Source organism: Streptomyces sp. NPDC091287 (assembly GCF_044768525.1).
Lineage (GTDB): Bacteria > Actinomycetota > Actinomycetes > Streptomycetales > Streptomycetaceae > Streptomyces.
Map to the genome: position 1 here is coordinate 497,017 of NZ_JBIVUV010000001.1, position 18,507 is coordinate 515,523.

The 18,507-nt window shown below is 71.9% G+C and carries 18 protein-coding genes; 7 read left to right on the plus strand and 11 right to left on the minus strand.

Annotated elements, in window-relative coordinates; genetic code table 11:
• Positions 1–34: 34 nt before the first annotated feature.
• Together ACIQRW_RS02090 and ACIQRW_RS02095 are read right to left on the minus strand one after the other, a co-directional pair.
• A complete protein-coding gene (locus ACIQRW_RS02090; RefSeq protein ID WP_403753068.1) occupies positions 35–397 on the minus strand; it encodes an STAS domain-containing protein in 363 nt (120 codons plus the stop codon).
• Positions 398–627: 230 nt separating this feature from the next.
• Entirely contained in the window at positions 628–1,143 is a 516-nt protein-coding gene (locus tag ACIQRW_RS02095) for a MarR family winged helix-turn-helix transcriptional regulator (protein WP_403753071.1), read from the minus strand.
• Positions 1,144–1,229: 86 nt separating this feature from the next.
• Between ACIQRW_RS02095 and ACIQRW_RS02100 the strand changes: the two genes are divergently transcribed.
• Positions 1,230–2,411, plus strand: a complete 1,182-nt coding sequence (locus ACIQRW_RS02100; RefSeq protein WP_403753074.1) for a PP2C family protein-serine/threonine phosphatase — start codon at positions 1,230–1,232, stop codon at positions 2,409–2,411.
• On the opposite strand, the gene ACIQRW_RS02105 is transcribed toward ACIQRW_RS02100, so the two are convergent.
• Entirely contained in the window at positions 2,408–2,791 is a 384-nt protein-coding gene (locus ACIQRW_RS02105) for a winged helix-turn-helix transcriptional regulator (protein WP_403753077.1), read from the minus strand. The two genes, ACIQRW_RS02100 and ACIQRW_RS02105, sit on opposite strands and share 4 nt — an antisense overlap.
• 142 nt (positions 2,792–2,933) lie before the next feature.
• Between ACIQRW_RS02105 and ACIQRW_RS02110 the strand changes: the two genes are divergently transcribed.
• Positions 2,934–3,344 (plus strand): RidA family protein, encoded by a 411-nt coding sequence (locus ACIQRW_RS02110; RefSeq protein ID WP_403753080.1) that lies wholly within the window; start codon positions 2,934–2,936, stop codon positions 3,342–3,344.
• A gap of 16 nt (positions 3,345–3,360) precedes the next feature.
• On the opposite strand, the gene ACIQRW_RS02115 is transcribed toward ACIQRW_RS02110, so the two are convergent.
• From ACIQRW_RS02115 to ACIQRW_RS02135, 5 genes are all read right to left on the minus strand, one after another.
• Positions 3,361–3,816, minus strand: a complete 456-nt coding sequence (locus ACIQRW_RS02115) for an ATP-binding protein (RefSeq protein ID WP_403753473.1) — start codon at positions 3,814–3,816, stop codon at positions 3,361–3,363.
• Positions 3,817–3,912: 96 nt separating this feature from the next.
• Positions 3,913–4,356 (minus strand): response regulator, encoded by a 444-nt coding sequence (locus tag ACIQRW_RS02120; RefSeq protein ID WP_030089012.1) that lies wholly within the window; start codon positions 4,354–4,356, stop codon positions 3,913–3,915.
• Entirely contained in the window at positions 4,353–5,972 is a 1,620-nt protein-coding gene (locus ACIQRW_RS02125) for a CHASE3 domain-containing protein (RefSeq protein ID WP_403753083.1), read from the minus strand. Before ACIQRW_RS02125 ends, ACIQRW_RS02120 begins: the two co-directional genes overlap by 4 nt.
• A gap of 1 nt (position 5,973) precedes the next feature.
• Positions 5,974–7,209, minus strand: a complete 1,236-nt coding sequence (locus ACIQRW_RS02130; protein ID WP_403753475.1) for a PP2C family protein-serine/threonine phosphatase — start codon at positions 7,207–7,209, stop codon at positions 5,974–5,976.
• Positions 7,210–7,414: 205 nt separating this feature from the next.
• Positions 7,415–8,323, minus strand: a complete 909-nt coding sequence (locus ACIQRW_RS02135) for an RNA polymerase sigma factor SigF (protein WP_403753086.1) — start codon at positions 8,321–8,323, stop codon at positions 7,415–7,417.
• Between the two features lie 243 nt (positions 8,324–8,566).
• On the opposite strand from ACIQRW_RS02135, the gene ACIQRW_RS02140 reads away from it, so the two are divergent.
• Together ACIQRW_RS02140 and ACIQRW_RS02145 are read left to right on the plus strand one after the other, a co-directional pair.
• Complete coding sequence (locus tag ACIQRW_RS02140; protein ID WP_403753088.1) at positions 8,567–10,051, plus strand: SDR family NAD(P)-dependent oxidoreductase; 1,485 nt, start codon at positions 8,567–8,569, stop codon at positions 10,049–10,051.
• Positions 10,052–10,408: 357 nt separating this feature from the next.
• Positions 10,409–10,585 (plus strand): hypothetical protein, encoded by a 177-nt coding sequence (locus ACIQRW_RS02145; RefSeq protein WP_164610478.1) that lies wholly within the window; start codon positions 10,409–10,411, stop codon positions 10,583–10,585.
• 4 nt (positions 10,586–10,589) lie between these two features.
• Here ACIQRW_RS02145 and ACIQRW_RS02150 read toward each other — a convergent pair whose 3' ends face one another.
• The 3 genes from ACIQRW_RS02150 to ACIQRW_RS02160 are packed head-to-tail and all read right to left on the minus strand — an operon-like array spanning position 10,590 to position 13,453.
• On the minus strand, positions 10,590–12,044 hold the full coding sequence (locus tag ACIQRW_RS02150) for a lipase maturation factor family protein (protein ID WP_403753091.1): 1,455 nt from the start codon (positions 12,042–12,044) through the stop codon (positions 10,590–10,592).
• Positions 12,045–12,101: 57 nt separating this feature from the next.
• Positions 12,102–12,614, minus strand: coding sequence for a DUF1990 family protein (locus ACIQRW_RS02155; protein ID WP_403753094.1), 513 nt, complete (start codon positions 12,612–12,614; stop codon positions 12,102–12,104).
• A complete protein-coding gene (locus ACIQRW_RS02160; RefSeq protein WP_403753097.1) occupies positions 12,611–13,453 on the minus strand; it encodes a YndJ family protein in 843 nt (280 codons plus the stop codon). The genes ACIQRW_RS02155 and ACIQRW_RS02160 overlap by 4 nt, the downstream gene beginning before the upstream one ends.
• 222 nt (positions 13,454–13,675) lie before the next feature.
• On the opposite strand from ACIQRW_RS02160, the gene ACIQRW_RS02165 reads away from it, so the two are divergent.
• From ACIQRW_RS02165 to ACIQRW_RS02175, 3 genes are all read left to right on the plus strand, one after another.
• Entirely contained in the window at positions 13,676–14,803 is a 1,128-nt protein-coding gene (locus ACIQRW_RS02165; protein WP_403753100.1) for a DUF6777 domain-containing protein, read from the plus strand.
• A gap of 132 nt (positions 14,804–14,935) precedes the next feature.
• On the plus strand, positions 14,936–16,999 hold the full coding sequence (locus ACIQRW_RS02170; RefSeq protein ID WP_403753103.1) for a SpoIIE family protein phosphatase: 2,064 nt from the start codon (positions 14,936–14,938) through the stop codon (positions 16,997–16,999).
• 124 nt (positions 17,000–17,123) lie between these two features.
• The gene (locus ACIQRW_RS02175; RefSeq protein WP_403753105.1) at positions 17,124–18,491 is read left to right on the plus strand and encodes a wax ester/triacylglycerol synthase family O-acyltransferase; all 1,368 of its coding nucleotides are present in this window, start codon (positions 17,124–17,126) and stop codon (positions 18,489–18,491) included.
• The last annotated feature ends 16 nt before the right edge of the window (positions 18,492–18,507 follow it).

The following is an 18,507-nucleotide window of genomic DNA, read 5'->3' on the forward strand; positions in this document are numbered from 1 at the left end:
GTCCCTCAGCCCCCGGACCGGGACCGGGGACCGTTCAGGAAGGCAGTGCGGCGTCGATGGCGGCGTCCACCGACGGCAGGACGGGCAGGGCGCTGTCGAGGCCGATCGTCTCGATCAGGCGGCGCATGAACGGGGACGGGGCGGCCAGCCGCAGCCGGTCGCCCAGCGCGGTGTGTCCCCGGAGGAGCACATTCACCGTCGTCGAGTCCGCGAAGCCGACGCCGGAGAGGTCCACGACGACCGGGCCGGAGCCGTCGTCGGCCGCCGAGGTCAGGGCGAGGCCCAACGGTGCGACGCTGTCGATATCGAGGTCACCCGACACGGCGAGGACCAAAGCGTCCCGTTCCTGCCGGGTGGTGATTCTGACGGCTCTGTCTTCGTTGGGCGATGAAAGCACGGAAGGCACCTCGGGCGGATCGGGCGGATCGGAAGGGGCGGAGAGCCGTGTCGCCGGACGGGCCGGCATGGTTCCGTCCCTGGTCGGGGCGGGGTACGGGGTAACGATAGAAGTAACAGTTGCCATTTGACAACATTCTCCATCGGGTAACAATCTGATCCCCGACGGCCGCTCGGCCGGTCTGTCGAAAGCGGAGAGCCGATGGATGCGGAAGCAGGGGCTGGATGGAGCTAGGCGCTGTCCGCGACATCATCGCGGAGCGGGGAGGCGGCCGTATCCCTTTGTGGAGAAAGGCGCTCCGAAGCGGCGGAGTGGAAGGCCGCGAGGCCCTCGGCGAGGGCGGCGAGGGCGGCGGGATCCATCCGCTCCAGCACGGCGTTCAGTTCGCCGGCGCGCAGGGCCCGGTACTCTTCCAGAAGGGTGCGACCACGCAGACTCAGCCGCAGTTCCACTTCGCGACGACTGGTCGGGCTGGGCGCCCGCTGGACCAGCCCCATCGCCTCCATCCGGTCGCAGAGCCTGCTGACGGAGGGGGCACGCGAGCCCAGGGCCTCACCCAACGCCCGAAGATTGGTGCCCTCGTGCTTCTCGATCACGAGCAGGGCCCGAAGCTGGGAGGGCGATACCGTCCCCGAGGCGGCGGATTCCTGGCCCCGGCCCCACAGCACCTCCAACAGCTCCGAGGCCGCGACGGCGTCGGCGGACGCCTGTTCGCGACTGCTCGGGCGGAATCCTCGGATGGGCATTCAGCCACTGTGTCACCCGTCAGGCCTGCTTGTCAGCCCGGCCCCGCCCCCTACCACGTCGCAGGACGAAGATTGCGCGAGAGACCGTGAACAGAAGAACGGACATCGAGGCCGCCGTACGGGCCGCAGCGCCGCACGCCCTGCTGGCCACCCTGCGCACCAAGCTCAGCAGTGCCTACGGGGCCCTCGCGGTCGAGCTCCACCTCGCCGACTACGGTCTGCGGGTCCTCAAATCCCTGGACCGGCCCGACGACGAGAACGAGCCGCTGTCCCTCCACAACAGCCCCGAGGGCCGGGCGTTCGGCAGCCAGGAGCCCGGCGAACAGCAGGTCCGGCACGACGATGCCGTCGACCACCACCTGCCCGTGACCGTACGGGGCGAACGGCTCGGCATCCTCACCGTCCGGCTGCCCCAGGCCCTGTCCACCCCGGAGCTGGTCGGCGAGCTGACCCACGTGGCGGACCTGCTGGGCCACGAGATCCTCGTCGCCGAACGGGACACCGACCTGTACCAGCGCGCCCGGCGCACCACCCGTCTCACCCTCGCCGCCGAGATGCAGTGGCAGCTGCTGCCCGCCCGCGCCTGCACCGCCGCCGAGTTCGCGATCGGGGCCCAGCTGGAGCCCGCGTACGCCATCCACGGCGACAACTTCGACTGGGCCGCCGACGCCGACGAGCTGACCCTCGCGGTGACCAACGGCATGGGCGAGGGCATACAGGCCTCCCTCCTCACCAATCTCGCCGTCAACGCCCTGCGCAACGCCCGCCGGGCCGGCATCGGCATCGCGGACCAGGCGGCCCTCGCCGACCAGGCCCTCTACGACCAGCACCGCGGCGCCTCCCACGTCTCCACCCTGCTGCTCCGCTTCGAGCTGGCGACCGGACGGGTCGGCGTCGTCGACGCGGGATCGCCGCAGCTGTGGATGCAGCGCGGCCGGGAGGTGCGCCGCATCGAGCTGGAGGCGCAGCTGCCGCTCGGCATGTTCGAGGAGTCGCAGTACACGGTCCAGGAGTTCCGCGTGGAGCCCGGCGACCGGCTGCTGCTGCTCAGCGACGGCGTCTACGAGGCGGTGTCCCCGCTCGGCGAGGCATACGGGGAGCGCGCGCTGGCCCGCGCCATCCAGTCGACCCGGCTGCTTCCGGCCGCCACCGTCCCGCGCGCGATGCTCGGCGAACTGGCGGAGTACCGGGGCACGGAGACGCTCGACGACGCGCTGGTGCTGTGCCTGGACTGGTTCGGCCGGTCGGAGGACCAGGGCGAGGCCTAAGCCGTGTCGAAGGCGCGGCGGGAGGCCTCGATGTGGCCGATGTGCTCATGGGTCCAGTCGCACATCACATGGACCGTCCGGCGCAGGCCCTGCCCCGGCTCGGTCAGGGTGTACTCGACCCGCGGGGGCACGGTGGGGTGCACGCACCGCTCGACCAGTCCGTAGCGCTCCAGCATCCGCAGGTTCTGGGTGAGCATCTTGTGGCTGATGCCCTCGACCTCGCCCCGTAGCTCGGTGAAGCGGAGGGTGCCCTCGCCCAGGGCCTCGATGATCAGGAGCGCCCACTTGTTGGCGACGTCGGAGAAGATCTCCCGCGCCAGCGAGTCCGCGCGCCGCAGATCCGCGTCCTCGGACGAGCCGCTGAACTGCTTGGTCACCATCAGGTTCCCCCGTCACCGAAAAGTGCGTTCTTCCATGTCAGCGGCGACTCTCCTACGGTTCCCGAGTAACCACAAGTGACCGGGAATCGGCCGGTCCGGTGGCAAGAGGGGGCACGGCCCCCAGGACGAGGAGGCGGGCAGCATGGCCATCACCCTGGTGAACCCGAGCGGACTGCCGGAGATCGGCGCCTACCGGCAGGTGTCGGTCGCGACCGGATCGAAGCTGGTCTTCGTCGCCGGGCAGGTCGCCTGGGACGCGGAGGGCGCCACCGTGGGCGAGGGTGACCTCGCCGCGCAGGTCGAGCAGTGTTACGTGAACATCGGCACGGCCCTCGCCGCGGTCGGCGGCACCTTCGACGACGTGGCGAAGCTGACCGTGTACGTCGTGGACTGGACGCCCGAGAAGATGCCCGCGTTCCTGGAGGGCGTGGACCGGGCCGCCGCGAGACTGGGCACCACCCCCCGAGCGCCCGGCACCCTGGTGGGCGTCGCGGCCCTGGACACCCCCGAACACCTGGTGGAGGTCGAGGCCACCGCCGTGCTCGACGCCTGAGGGACGCCGGCCGGGCTCAGGTGCTGAGCTGGAACTCCGCCCGGATCCGCTTGCCCACCGGCACCCGCTCGGCCGTGAGCCGGTCGCACAGGGCCACCACGATCTCCATGCCGTGACCGCCGAGGCGGGACGGGTCGGGGGCGTACAGCACGGGCATCGCGGTGCTGCTGTCGTACACCGTGACGCTGATGAGCTGCGCGTTGCCCTCCAGCTCCAGGAGATAGGGGCCGTGGCTGTAGCGGTCGGCGTTGGTGACCAGCTCGCTCACGGCCAGCATCAGGTCGCTACGTGTGTGCTCGCCGATCGGGGCGAGGCACTCCACCGCGAGTCGCGTCAGGAAGCGGTCGGCGAGCGCACGGGCCAGCGCGATGCAGCCCGGCTCGCCGTCGAAGACCTCGGCGCTGTGCAGTACCTCGGCGGAAGCCAGCCCCTGACCCGGGTCTTCCGGTGGGGAGGTGACCTGTTCGTTCATGTGCTCCAGCCAGGGCGCCGCAGTGAGGTCGGAGACCTTTTCCGCCATTCGTCTACCCCTGGCGAACGATCCCACTCCAGGAGATCCGGACCGATCCTACGCACGTCCGGGCAGCCGCACCACGGTCACGAAGAACTCGTCGATCTGGCGCACCGCGGCGATGAACTGGTCGAGGTCCACCGGCTTGGTCACGTACGCGTTGGCGTGGAGCTTGTAGCTGCGCAGGATGTCCTCCTCGGCGGAGGACGTGGTGAGCACGACCACGGGGATGAGGGACAGTTCGGGGTCGCCCTTGATCTGTTCCAGCACCTGCCGGCCGTCGTACTTGGGCAGGTTCAGGTCCAGCAGTACCAGGTCCGGGCGGGGGGCCTCGGTGTACTCGCCGCGCCGGTAGAGGAAGTCCAGCGCCTCCTGTCCGTCGCGCACCACGTGCAGGGTGTTGCGGATCTTGTTGTCCTCGAAGGCCTCACGGGTCATCAGCTCGTCGCCGGGGTCGTCCTCGACGAGCAGGACCTCGATGGGCTGGACAGGGGTGTTCACGAAGGATCTCCCGGCTGGCTGGTGAGCAGGGCGGGAGCGAGCAGCTCCGCCGTGGTGTGCGTGGGCGCATCGGGCGCCACGGGCAGGGTGAAGTGGATGCGGGTGCCTTCGCCCGGTTCGGGCTCCAGCCAGATCCGGCCACCGTGGAACTCGATGATCTTCCGGCAGAGCGCGAGGCCGATGCCGGTGCCCTCGTACTCGTCACGGGCGTGCAGCCGCTGGAAGATGACGAACACCTTGTCCGCGAACTCGGGCGCGATCCCGATCCCGTTGTCCGACACCATCAGGTGCCAGTTCTCGTCCTCGCGTACGCAGGCGACCGAGATCCGGCACGGGACGTCCTCCCGGCGGAACTTCACCGCGTTGCCGACGAGGTTCTGCCAGACCATGGTGAGGGCGGTCGCGTCCCCGAGCAGTTCGGGCAGGGACTCCGGCCGTTCGACCACCGTCCCCGACTCCTCGACCGCGAGGGTCAGATTGGCCAGGGCGCGGTCCAGGGCCCGGTCCAGATCGACCGGTTTCCAGCTCTCCTGCACCCGGCCCACCCGCGAGAACGTCAGGAGGTCGTTGATGAGGACCTGCATCCGCTTGGCGCCGTCCACCGCGAAGGCGATGTACTGCTTGCCCCGCTCGTCGAGCTCCTTGCCGTACCGCTTCTCCAGGAGCTGGCAGAAGGACGCGACCTTGCGCAGCGGCTCCTGGAGGTCGTGCGAGGCGACGTACGCGAACTGCTCCAGCTCCGAATTGGAACGCCGCAGCTCCTCCGTCTGCTCCGCGAGCAGGGCCTCGCGGCTCTGCGCCTCGGCCAGCTCGTCGGCCAGCCGCCGCCGCATGTCCTCCACGGCCCAGGCCACGGCCTGCACGTCGGACGGCCCCTTGATCTCGATCCGCGTTCCGAAGGACCCCGACCTGACGCGGTCCGAGGCGGCGCGCAGCCGGTTGAGCGGGACGCCCACCACCCGGTGGAGCAGCAGGCTCAGCGCCGCGACGGTCAGCACGAAGACGGTGACCAGCGCGATCCCCACCCGGTCGCGGGTGGTGCGTGCCGTGCCGAGGTCGGTACGCGCCTGGTCGCGGGCTTCGGCGAGATGCCCCTGCTGGGCGCCGTACGCCTGCCGCAGCTGGTCGAAGTCCGCCTTGCTGCGCTGCAACTGGGCGGAGGTGGCGGCCTCGCTCGGCCCCCGCTCCCGGACCGTCGCGATCAGCGGCTCGGCCTTGCTCCGCCGCCACTTCTCGGCGGCTGAGGAGATGGCGTCGAGGTCGTCGGCGTACCGGCTGCCGGGGCCCACCAGACGCCGGACCTGTGCGGCGCGCTCCTGCTCGGCGGCCTTCCCCGCCTCGTACGGTTCGAGGAAGGAGTCGTCCCCCGTCAGCGCGAACCCCCTGATCCCGGTCTCCTGGTCGAGGAGGGAGTTCTGGAGCTGGAACGACGCGGATCTGGCGGGCTGGATGCGGTCCACCAGCTCGGTCGTGCGATCGGAGATCCGGGCCATCACGATCCCGCCGATCACCAGACAGGCGCAGACCACCACGATGAATCCGCCGAGTATGAGATGGACCCAGTTCTGCACCGACAGCCGCGCGGCCAGGCCGTCCGGCGCAGGTTTCTTCGTCATGTCACCGCTCATCGGATTCCGATCCCCAGCCCAGATGCAGAACGGCCACATCGTCCGCGAGGCCGCCGTACGGGGCGGCCCCCTCCGCTGCCCCCGCGACCAGGGCGTCGACGAACGAGCGCGCCGGAAGGTGCCCGTTGGCCCGTGCCATCGCGAGCAGCCCTTCCTCGCCGAGGCGGCTGTCGGGGCCGTCGCGCCCCTCGAAGAGCCCGTCCGTGAAGAGTACGAGACCCGCACCGGGCGCCAGCGGGATGTCGACCGTCGGCCAGCGGCCGGCCCCGGGCAGCAGCCCGAGCGCCATGCCGCCCTCGGGCTCGACCCAGCTCACGTCCGTGCCCTCGCGCAGCAGCAGGCCGGGGTGACCGGCCCGCAGGACCTGCGCGTGTCGCTGCCCGGGCGGGAACGCCAGCGAGGTGACGGTGGCGAAGACGTGCGAGTCCGAGCGTTCGGCGACCAGGATCTCCTCCAGCAGGGCTATCTGCTCGGGGTGGGACGTACCGCAGAGCACGGCGGTACGCCACGCCACCCGCAGACACACGCCGAGCGCGGCCTCGGCGGCCCCGTGCCCGGAGACATCGCCGATCACCGCGTGGACCGTGCCGTCGGAGGTCTGCACGACGTCGTAGAAGTCACCGCTCAGCAGCCCGTGGACCCGCCCCGGCTCGTAGCGGGCGCGCGCCCGGAAGCGGTCGTCCCGCAGCAGGGGGACGGGCAGCAGCCCGCGCTCCAGCCGGGCGTTCTCCTGGGCGATCAGCCGGTTGGCGCGCAGCGCGGCGGCGGCCCGTTCCACTTCCTTGCGCTGCAGGGCGTAGCGGACCGCGCGCGCGAGCACCTCCGGGCCCAGGCGGCCCTTGACCAGGTAGTCCTGGGCACCACCGGCGACCGCGCGGAGCCCGGTGCCGGACTCCTCCAGGCCGGTGAGGACGACGATCGCGGCGTCGCTGTCGGACTCCAGTATCTGGCGCACGGCGTCCAGGCCGTGCACGTCGGGGAGGTGCAGGTCCAGGAGCACGCACACCGGGGTGGTGGCCGCGGCCAGGAAGGCGCGCGCCTCGGCCAGGGTCTTGCACCAGGTGAGGGCGGAATCCAGCTCGCTGTCGGTGAGCATCTCCTCGACGAGCAGCGCGTCACCCGCGTCGTCCTCCACGAGCAGGATCGACGCGTTCAGACTCCACAGCGGGGCCTCGGGGTGGTGGGGGATGCCAACCTGCTGGGTGGGGATGCCGGGGATGCCCACAGGGATCGGAGATGTGCCCACGGGCGACTCGGTCAAGCCTCCACCCCTTCGTGCGACGGCACGGTGCGTCCGGCCTGATCGTCAGGAAGCATATGCGAGCGACGGACTCCTCGGTGGACCGGCTGTCGTTCGGACAGCACGAAGCCGCCCGCCGGGAAGGGCGGGCGGCTGGATTCCGGTCCGAAGCCGGAGGGGTCGTGCAGGATCACGCCTCGACGCTCATCCCCTTGCGCAGCTGCTGGACGATCCTGCTGAGCAGCCGCGACACATGCATCTGGGACACGCCGAGCTCCGCGCCGATCTGCGACTGCGTCATCTCCGCACCGAAGCGCATCTGCACGATCCGGCGCTCCCGGTCGTCGAGCTGATCGAGCAGCGGGGCCAGGGTGTGCAGGTTCTCGACGGTCTCCATGCCCGGATCGGCCTCGCCGAGGACATCGGCGTACGCCCGCTGTTCCTGGCCCGAGTCGCTGTCCGCGGAGGGGGTGTCGAGCGAACCGGCCGAGTAGCCGTTGGCGGCCACGAGCCCCTCGATGATCTCCTCCTCGGGGAGGTCGAGGTGGGTGGCCAGCTCCTTGACGGTGGGGTCGCGGTCGAGCTCCGCGGAGAGCTGCTCCTTCGCCTTGGCGAGGTCCACCCGCAGCTCCTGGAGCCGCCGCGGCACATGCACCGACCAGGTGGTGTCGCGGAAGAAGCGCTTGATCTCCCCGACGATGTAGGGCACGGCGAAGGTGGCGAACTCGACCTCACGGGACAGGTCGAACCGGTCGATCGCCTTGATCAGGCCGATCGTGCCGACCTGGATGATGTCCTCGGAGTCGTCGCCGCCCCGGTTGCGGAACCGGGAGGCGGCGAAGCGCACCAGGGAGAGGTTCATCTCGATCAGGGTGTTGCGCGCGTACTGGTGCTCATGGGTGCCCTCCTCCAGGACCTGGAGCCGGTCGAAGAAGATCTTCGACAGGGCCCGTGCGTCCTGCGGGGCGATCTTTCCGGCGTCCTCGACCCAGGGCAGCTCTCCGGTGGTGACGTCCGCCGTACGCGCACCGGTCCGGCTGTCGCTGTCGCTGTCGCTCAGCGTCGTCGTTCCGATGGCTCGCGCTGACATCGCCGTCATGGTGTCGCCCTCCCTGCTGCCCAATGTGTCGGACGGTCGCCTGCCCGGTCCTCGCGAAGTCATGCGTCCCTTCTTCCGCTTATTTTCGAAGGCCTCTCCAGCGCCCCCTCCGCCCGGGGCCGCTCGTACGCCGCCCGTACGCCTCCCGAACAGAGCAGTGGCCCGCGCATGGCAAACTTGGGCGGGGTGTTTCGGCCTGCGGTGATCCACGATCCGCGGCGAGAAGATGACAGAGGAACGGCAATGACGGTGACAGAGGACAGCCCGGAGCTCGCTCCCGGAATCGAGGAGTTCGGTCCCGGTATCGACCCGGAGCGGCTGGCCGTCTGCCTGAGCGTGCTCGACGAGCTCGACCGGATCGAGGTGGACCACCCGGACGCCATCGCGGTCCGCCGCGCCACCGCCGGGATCTACCGCACCGTGAAGCAGCGCCGCCGCCAGGAGCGCCGCGCCGCGAAGACCGCCCACGACCGGGCCGTCACCGAGGCCACGGCGACCGGCTCGGCCGAGCGCATCGACGATGAGACGCAGGGCGTGCTGCCCTCCTCCTCCGCCCAGGCCGAGATCGCGGGCATCCTCCAGCGGCCCCGGTCCTGCTACATCTGCAAGACGCGGTACGTCGAGGTCGACGCGTTCTACCACCAGCTCTGCCAGTCGTGCGCCAAGGAGAACCGCTCCCGCCGCGACGCCCGCACCGACCTGACCGGACGCCGGGCGCTGCTCACCGGCGGCCGGGCGAAGATCGGCATGTACATCGCGCTGCGGCTGCTGCGCGACGGCGCGCACACCACCATCACCACCCGCTTCCCCAACGACGCGATCCGCCGCTTCAAGGCGATGGAGGACAGCGCCGAGTGGATCCACCGGCTGAAGATCGTCGGCATCGACCTCCGCGACCCGGCCCAGGTCGTCGCGCTGGCCGACTCGGTCGCCGCCGAGGGCCCGCTGGACATCCTGATCAACAACGCGGCCCAGACCGTGCGCCGCTCCCCGGGCGCCTACAGCGAGCTGGTCAACGCCGAGTCGGCCCCGCTGCCCGCGGGCGAACTGCCCGTCGCCGAGGTCATCGGCACCTTCGGCAGCGGCGCCGTCGACCGGGTCGCGGCCCTGCCCGCCGCCCGCAAGGAGGGGCTCAGCGCCCAGGAGGTCACGGGCCTCGCCCTGGTCACCGGCTCCGCCTCGCCGGCCCGGATCGCCGCGGGCACCGCGATCGACGCGGGCGGCCTCGTCCCCGACCTGCACGACACCAACAGCTGGGTCCAGACGGTCGAGGACGTCGAGCCGATCGAGCTCCTCGAAGTCCAGCTCTGCAACTCCACCGCGCCGTTCATCCTGATCAGCAGGCTGCGCCCGGCGATGGCGGCGACCGCCGCGAACCACGCGTACGTAGTCAACGTCTCGGCGATGGAGGGCGTCTTCAGCCGCGGCTACAAGGGCGCCGGCCACCCGCACACCAACATGGCCAAGGCCGCGCTCAACATGCTGACGCGCACCAGCGCCCAGGAGATGTTCGAGAAGGACGGCATCCTGATGACCGCCGTGGACACCGGCTGGATCACCGACGAGCGCCCGCACCCGGACAAGATGCGCCTCGCCGAGGAGGGCTTCCACGCGCCCCTCGACCTGGTCGACGGCGCGGCCCGGGTCTACGACCCGATCGTGCGCGGTGAGGGCGGCGAGGCCCTCTACGGCTGCTTCCTCAAGGACTACGCCCCCGCCAACTGGTAACCCGAACGGCTCAACCGGCCCGTCGGCCCCGCGCGACGGCCGAGAACCCGGCCCAGGATGTTCCCTGGGCCGGGTTTTCGCTGTACCCGGTGGCCGAAAGTGACCTACCGCACACGTTCTATCGAGCGCGGAGGTGCTCATTTGGTTAGGCTGAGGCGAACGGACGTCATCGAGGAGCCCACGAAGGTTCCTCGACCGTCCTGGGACATGGTCGGTAACCCGACCGCTGTTCCGCCCCGAACCGGCGCCACCGCGACCGACATATCCCAACCCTGCCCCGCGCGGGGCGGTCGCGCCCCGGCATCGCCGCCGGAGCGACGGCGACGCCCCGTGCGACGCGACACGAAGGAGTGCGCGGTGACGACACCGGAACTGACCGAGCGCGAAATGCGCCCCGCCGAACGGAACGCGGGGCGGCCCGGCCGCCCCGAGAAGCTGCGGAACATCGAGGTCTGGGCCAGGTCCGCCCCGATCCGGCTCGCCGGATACGAGGACGACCTCGCCGAGCCGCACATTCTGCCCGGCATCGACTGACCGCTCAGCGCGTCCCGCGGCCCGTCTCCCCGCCCTCCCGCTCCGGCGGCAGCGGCCGGGAGGCGGGCCGCAGGAATTCCCGGACATAGGTGCGGTGCCACCAGCATCCGGTGGCCCGCAGCTCCCGGAGCCCGGTGAACCGGTAGCGGAACACCCGGGCGCGCACCTGCCGGGGCGGTCCGTCGGGGAACGGGTTGTGCCCGAGCAGCCGGAGCGTGTCCCGGTCGCCGTCGAGCAGCCGCTCGGCGAAGGGGCCGAACCAGGGGCGGGCGTACGCGGGGGAGAGTGCCGCGAACCACATCATCCAGTCGAGCCGCAGATGGTACGGGGCGAACAGGCGCGGCAGCCTCCGTGGATCGCCCGGCTTGCCGCGGAAGCCGTACTCCCGCCACTCGGCCTCCTCGCGCGCCACCGGATCGGCGCTGCCCTCCACCACGACCTCCAGCCGCATCCGGCTGATGGAGCCGAAGGCCCCGTAGGTGTTGACCAGGTGCAGAGGATCGTAGGACCGGTTCATCGCCTGCCGCCGCGAGAGCAGATTGCGCATCGGGCGGTAGCTGAGCACGAGAACCAGGGTGGTCACCGCGATGACCACCACCTCGTACCAGAGGGGCGGCGCGACCTGGGCGGGTGGCGGCCCGGCCAGGGGAGTCCAGTCGATCGCGGAGAGCGCCAGCGCGATGGTGAGCCAGTTCAGCCAGGCGAAGTTCCCCGACAGGACCAGCCAGAGCTGGGTGAGGACCATCAGGCCGGCCGCCGCGCTCGCCACCGGCTGCGGGGTGAACAGCAGGAAGGGCACCAGCAGCTGGGTGAGGTGGTTGGCGGCGGCCTCCACCCGGTGCACAGGCCCCGGCAGATGGTGGAAGAACCAGCTCAGCGGCCCCGGCATCGGCTGTGTCTCGTGGTGGTAGTCCAGGCAGGTCAGCTTCCGCCAGCACGCGTCCCCGCGCATCTTGATCAGCCCCGCGCCGAACTCGACCCGGAAGAGCAGCCACCGCAGCAGCCACAGCACCAGCACCGGCGCGGCCGTGTCCCCGGTGCCGAGAAAGACCGCCAGGAACCCCGTCTCCAGCAGCAGCGACTCCCAGCCGAATCCGTACCAGACCTGCCCCACCTGGACGATCGACAGATACAGCACCCACGGCAGCGCCCAGAGCAGCATGCCGCCCCACAGCGGCAGCAGCCCGTCGAGACCGGCGATCAGGGCCACCGAGACGGCGCAGCCGCTCCAGGCGACGCCGGCGAAGAAGCGGTCCGAGTAGTGCAGCCGGAAGAGCCCCGGGGCGGCCCGCCAAGGCGTGCGCCGCAGCAGCTCGGGGACGGGCAGCATGCCGCGCTCGCCGATCAGCGCCCGGAACTGGAGCGCGGCGGAGAGGAAGGCGACCAGATAGACCACGGCCAGAGCCCGCTGGAAGATCAGCCGGCTCAGCCAGTAGCCGTCCGCGGTGAACCATTCCATCCCTGCCAGTATCGGGCAGGGCGCGGCCAGGGGCCCTGCCGGTCGTGGCCGGGCGGGTCAGCTCGTCACGACGATCCGGCGCAGAGTGCGGCCGAGCCTGCGCGCGTACCAGTGCTGTACGAGGGGCACGAGCGGTCCGGCGAGCCGGGCGTACCAGGACGCGGGGCGCGAGAACGCCAGCACTGTGAACCACACAGTGCCGTCGTCCGCGAGGTCCACCACGAAGCACTCCTCCCCGCGCTCCGGATGCCCGGCGAGGGTGCCGTAACCGAAGCCGGTGCGGCCGTCCTCCCCGTACGCCGTCCAGATGACTTCGCAGGGGGCTGTGAAGCGCAGCGGCCCGAGGCCGAGGGAGACCCGGACGTTGCCGCCCGGCTCCGCGCGGCGCCCCGGGGCCTCCACCCGCGCACCCGAAGCGCGGTGCATCCGCCATTCGGTTATCGCCGCTCCGGCGGTGGCGAAGTCCGTTTCGCCCCGGCCGATCCGGGTGCGGTGGTGGAGGTGGTGGTATCCCCGGGGGAGCGGGCCGAGGCGGGTCGCGCCGACCTCCGGGTAAGTGAGGGTGCTCATGCGGTCCTGCCTCCGGTGCGGTCGGGTCCTTCGGTGCGGATGCGCCGCCAGGCCAGCAGCGAGCAGAGCGCGAAGCCCAGCGCGTTGCCCAGGCCATGGGTGGCGGCCATCCAGGTCAGGGTGGGGTGGGGCAGTCCGGTCGCCTCGCCGAGCGCCCAGCTCAGCGCGAGCAGCATCGTCGCCACCAGGACGGCGGCGGAGGCGAGCAGCAGGAGCCGGGTCGCCCGGTCCCGGCCGCCGGCGCGCCCCATGCGCCAGGTCAGCAGGCCGACCGTCCACATGCCGGCCGTGAGGACGAGGGCCCCGGCGAGCTCGGCCCAGTCGCCGATGAAGTACCCGACGAGGACGAGCAGGGTGCCCAGCGGCACGCTCAGCGCGGCGAAGCGGCCCGCCGGGCCGTCGGAGACCCGGCAGACCAGCCCGGCGATCAGGGCGGCGGCGAACCCGGCGAAGTGGAAGTGCGGCACGGTCAGCGCCAGGATGCCGAGGTCGAACCCGAACAGCTCGTGCCCCGACCGTTCGGCGACCAGGGCGACCGCGGCGACGGCCGGGGTGACCAGCGCGGTGAGCAGCGCGATCCCCGCCGGGTCGAGGTCTCGGCCGCGGACCGCCCGCCGCGGGGCGTGCAGGGCGAGCAGGACGGCTCCCAGCGCGTAGCAGCAGGCGAGAGCCGTGGCCGCGGGGCCGCGCGGCAGCCAGAGGGCGACGGCGCCCGGCACGGCGAACAGGGGCCAGAGCTGCCGGATCCGTTCCAGCTCCTTCTGTCCGGTCAGCCGCAGCCCCGCCGGCACGACGACGAGCATGCCCAGCATCACGATGGCGTTGACCAGTGCGGACATGACTTCCCCCTGCTTTGAACGTCCTGCTTTGAACGTCCTGCTGTGAACGTCCTGCTGTGAACTTCCTGCTTTGAACGTGTTCAAGTTCCGGGAGTGAGCGTAGAGGGTTTCTTGAACGCGTTCAAGACGGGAGTGCGGGCGACCGTCCGCTTGCGGGACCGCGCTCGGTGCGGCACAGATGGTGACACCCATCCGTTCCCCAGGGACAGGCAGGAGAGCTCTGTGCGCTCACAAGGACGTATCCGGCGTACGGCGCTCGCCGCGCTGTCCGCCGGGGTGCTGCTCGCCGTCGCCGGCTGCGGAGGCGGCGGCGACCGTACGGCGAAGGGCACCACGGGCACCGCGGAGGTCAAGGACGTCCTCCTCCAGCCGCTCGCGTCCCCCGGCCCCGGTCCGTTCACCGCTTCCACGGCGCGGGCGGCGGCCTCCCCGTCCCCCACCGGTGCGCCGGACGCCGAACCGACCTCCGCCACCCGGACGGTCCATCCGGTCTCCGGCGCCGTACCGGGGCTCTACGGCGGCACCCGGTCGGTCGCCGCCTGCGACGTCGAACAGCAGGCCTCCCTCCTGGCCGACGACGAGGACAAGGCGCGCGCCTTCGCCGACGCGGCCGGCATCGAGGCCGTGCAGATCCCGGGCTACCTGAAGTCCCTCACCCCCGTCGTCCTGCGCGCCGACGCCCAGGTCACCAATCACGGCTACAGCGCCGGCTCGGCCACCGGCTTCCAGGCCGTGCTCCAGGCGGGCACCGCCGTGCTGGTCGACAGCCGGGGGATGCCCCGCGTCCGCTGCGCCTGCGGCAACCCGCTGGCCCCGCCCGTGGTCGCTGACGGAAAGGTCGCCCACCGGGGGGAGCGCTGGCCCGGCTACGACCCCGCGCGCATCGTGGCCGTCGAGCCGGGCGTCAAGGCGGCCACCAGCCTGATCATCGTGAACGCCGACGACAACACCTGGATCGAGCGGGCCATGGGCGACAGTGGCGGCCGCGACCGCACTCCGGACGACCCGCCGCCCTTCGAGCCCGACGCCGACCTGCTCTTCCCGTCGCCGGGCCGCCCCTCCGAATCCGCGCCCCCGGACACCGCCCCGACCGGGCCGGCCCCCTCCGAGCCGGAGGAGCCCACGGATCCCGGACCGCCGGAGCCGTCCGACGACTTCGGTGACACGCCGCCCGAGGAGCCGTGGGAGTACGAGGAGGAGGGCGACCCGGACGTCGCGCCGGAGCCGACCCAGGTCTTCCCCGCCGAGCCGGACGAGCCCGCGGGCCCCGACGGCCCCCTTGAGCCGGAAGCGCCCGCCGAGCCGGACGAGCCCATGGAAGCGGGCCTCGACGACGTGTTCGCCGGCTGACCGGCCGGACGCCAGGGGCTGAGTGCCCTGCCGACGGAGCCCGTACGGCGTCGCCCCCGGCCCCGTACCAGCCGTCGACGAATCAACGAATCGGACAAGAAGAATCGGATAAATGGTGGCAGAGTGGCCCACATGGATGATCGGGTAGCGGGTGCCCTGTCACTCCCCGACGACTGGCCCGCCCACCCGGACCTCAGCCTCGCCCTGAACCGTATGGGCAGCTTCGACTGGGACCTCGACACCGGCCTCATGCACATGGACCAGGCCGCCCTCGACGTGTTCGACCTGACCGTGGACGAGTACGACGACCGGCCTGCGTCGCTGGCGCCGCGCGTGCCGACGGACGAGGCCCAGCGTCTGGACGGGATGGTCTCGCAGGCCCTGAAGAGCGGGCGTACCAACTACGGCGCCTACTTCCGCATCCAGCGGCGGGACGGCACGCTGCGCTGGACGCACACGCAGGGCTTCGTCCGCCGGGACGGCACCGGCCGCCCGCGCCGCATCATCGGGATCGTCCGCGACGCCACCCAGGAACTGGCCGACTCCACCGCCCGGCGCGAGCTGGACGAGGATCGTCGCCGGCGCACCAGCCTGGTCGAGGGCACCACCGCCGCGCTGGCCCACGCGCGTACCGTCAAGGACGTCATCGCCGTACTCAAGAACTCCCAGGGGCTCGCCCACCTCGGAGCCACCAGCCTCGTCATGGGCCTGCTGGAGTCCGGCCGCATCCACCTCGTGGCCGACGGCCCCGAAGGCTCGTACGTCCCCGGCACCCGGTACACCCGGGTGGACGAGCAGTACCCGATGAGCGAAGTGGTGCGCACCCTGACCCCCCGCTTCATCGAGTCCGCCGACGACTTCGCCACCTCCTACCCGATCCTGTGGCCCGACATCAGCCACCTCGGGATCACCTCCGCCGCCTACATGCCGCTGATCGCCCAGGCCCGCCCGATCGGCGCACTCGGCCTCCTCTACCGGGACAAGGGAGGCTTCACCGCCGACGAACGCAATCTGCTGATGGCGCTCGGCACCTCGATCGCCCAGAGCCTCCAGCGCGCGATGCTCTACGAACAGGACCACGACCTCGCCGAGGGCCTCCAGCAGGCGATGCTGCCGCGCCGGATCCCGGCCGTGCCCGGGGCGCAGGTCGCCGTCCGCTACCGCTCGGCCCGCCTCGGCCGCGACATCGGCGGCGACTGGTACGACCTGATCCCGCTGCCCGGCGGCCGGGTCGGCGCCGTCATCGGGGACGTCCAGGGGCACGACACCCACGCGGCCGCCGTCATGGGGCAGCTCAGGATCGTCCTGCGCGCGTACGCCGCCGAGGGGCACAGCCCCGCCACGGTCATGGCGCGCGCCTCCGTCTTCCTCCACGAACTGGACACCGACCGCTTCGCCACCTGCACCTACGCCGAGGTCGACCTCACCACCGGCGTCGTCCAGCTGGTCCGCGCCGGACACGTCGACCCGCTGGTGCGGGACGTGGACGGGAGCTGCCGCAGGCTGCCGTCCGAGGGCGGGCTGCCGCTCGGTCTCTCGGCGGAGTTCGGCCGGCTGGAGTACCCGGTCGGCACGGTCGAACTGGACCCCGGCCAGACGATGGTCCTGTTCACCGACGGACTCGTCGAGCTGCCGGGCTCCGACCTCGACGAAGGCATGCAGCAGCTCACCGCCCTCGTCACCAACGGCCCCCAGGGCCTGCAGAAGCTGGCCGACCAGCTCTGCGACGCCGTCGACGAGCGCGGCGGCCAGGACGACGTCGCGGTCCTGCTGCTGCGCCGCCGGGCCGCGCACGCCCCGCAGCCGGGCGGCCGCCTCCAGCAGCACGTCGCCCAGAACGACCCCGAGGCGCTGAGTTCGTCCCGGCACATGATCCGGGCCGCGGTCCGGGCCTGGGGAGCGAAGGACCGGGCCGACGAGATCGAACTCGCGGCCGACGAACTGATTACCAACGCGCTCATGCACACCGACGGCGGCGCCGTCGTGACGATCCGGGTGCTCGCCGGAACCGAGCGACGGCTGCGCGTCGACGTCGAGGACCGCTCCAGCGCACTGCCCCGGCGCCGCGACGCGGGGGAGTCGGGAGTGTCGGGACGCGGCCTGATGCTGGTCGACCGGCTGGCCGACGTCTGGGGCGTGGAATCCCGTGGCAGCGGCAAATGCGTGTGGTGCGAGTTTCTCATTCCGGCCCGCTGAATCGCCCACCGAGGTGTAACAGTACGTAACATGTCTGTGCTTGACCGTAACCGACCGCAAACGATTGACTGCGGGGGACCGGCCGCACCCCGGCCCTGCCGCCTTCGACGACATGAGGCCCCCGTTGGGTACCGAGCTCCTCGCCCCGCTCGATCTCGCTTTCTGGCACCTCGAATCGGACGCCCATCCGATGCACCTCGGCGCGCTCGCCGTCTTCGCGCCGGCGCCCGGCGCCGCTCCGGAGCGGATCCTCGACCTGCTCGGCACCCGCGCCGCCGCGATCCCCCGGCTGCGCATGTGTGTACGCGACGTTCTGCTGCCGGTCGGCGGCAAAGCCTGGACCGTGGACAAGGACTTCGACGTGCACCGGCACGTCGAGCACGTCGTCGTGGACGACGGCGACTTCATGGCCGGGGCCGGCCGGCTGGCCGGCGAACTGATGGAGCGACCGCTCGGGCGCGGACTGCCGCCCTGGCGGATGTATCTCATCGGCGGCGCGGCGGGCGGCCCCTTCGCCGTCCTGGTCAAGCTGCACCACGCCCTGGCCGACGGGATGCGGGCGGTCGCCATCGGGGCCGGGATCTTCGACGAGATCGCCGCCGTCACCAGCGCCCGCACCGCTGCCCGGGGCCGCCCCGCCGTCCCGCCCCGCTCCTGGCTGCCCGACCCCCGGGAGATGGCGGGCATGGCCCTCGGCCGGATCGGCGAGGTCGGCCGGGCGCTCGGTGTGGGGGCCTCCGTCGTCCGCGCGGGCCGCCTCGACCTGCGCGGCACGACCGCTTTCACCGCACCCTCCAGCGGCACCCGCCGCCTGGCCACCGCCGACCTCGACGCCGGGGACCTCCAGCGGATCCGGCGCGCCGAGGGCGGCACCGCCAACGACATCCTCCTCGCCGTCGTCGCCGGTGCGCTGCGCCGCTGGATGGCCGGGCGCGGCGAACCGCTGTCCGCCGCGGACCCGCGCGCCCTGGTCCCCGTCTCCCGCCGCCGGCCCGGTGGCGCCTCCGCGACGGGCAACCGGCTCTCCGCCTATCTGCTCGACCTGCCGGTCGCCGAGGCCGACCCGCGCGGGCGGCTCCGGGCGGTCCGGACGGCGATGGACCGCAACAAGGCGGCCGGCCCCCTGAAGGGCGCCGGAGCCGTCGCCGTACTGGCCGACCAACTGCCGCCGCTGGCCCACCGGTTCGGCGCACCACTGGCGGCCAACGCCGCCCGTATGCTCTTCGACGTGCTGGTCACCAGCGTGCCGCTGCCCCGCTCCGCGCTCTCGCTGGGCGGCTGCCCGCTGACCGCCCTCTACCCCATGGCCCCGCTGGCCCGGGGCCAGTCCCTGGCGGTGGCCCTCTCCACCTACGGCGGCCGGGTGCACGTGGGACTGGTCGCCGACGGCAAGGCGCTGCCCGACCTCGACCGGCTCGCCGCCGCGGTCGAGGAGGAGTTCACGGAGCTGGGCGCCGTCATCACCGGCACGGACCGCGCACCGGTGTCCTGACAGGCAGCCGCCCACC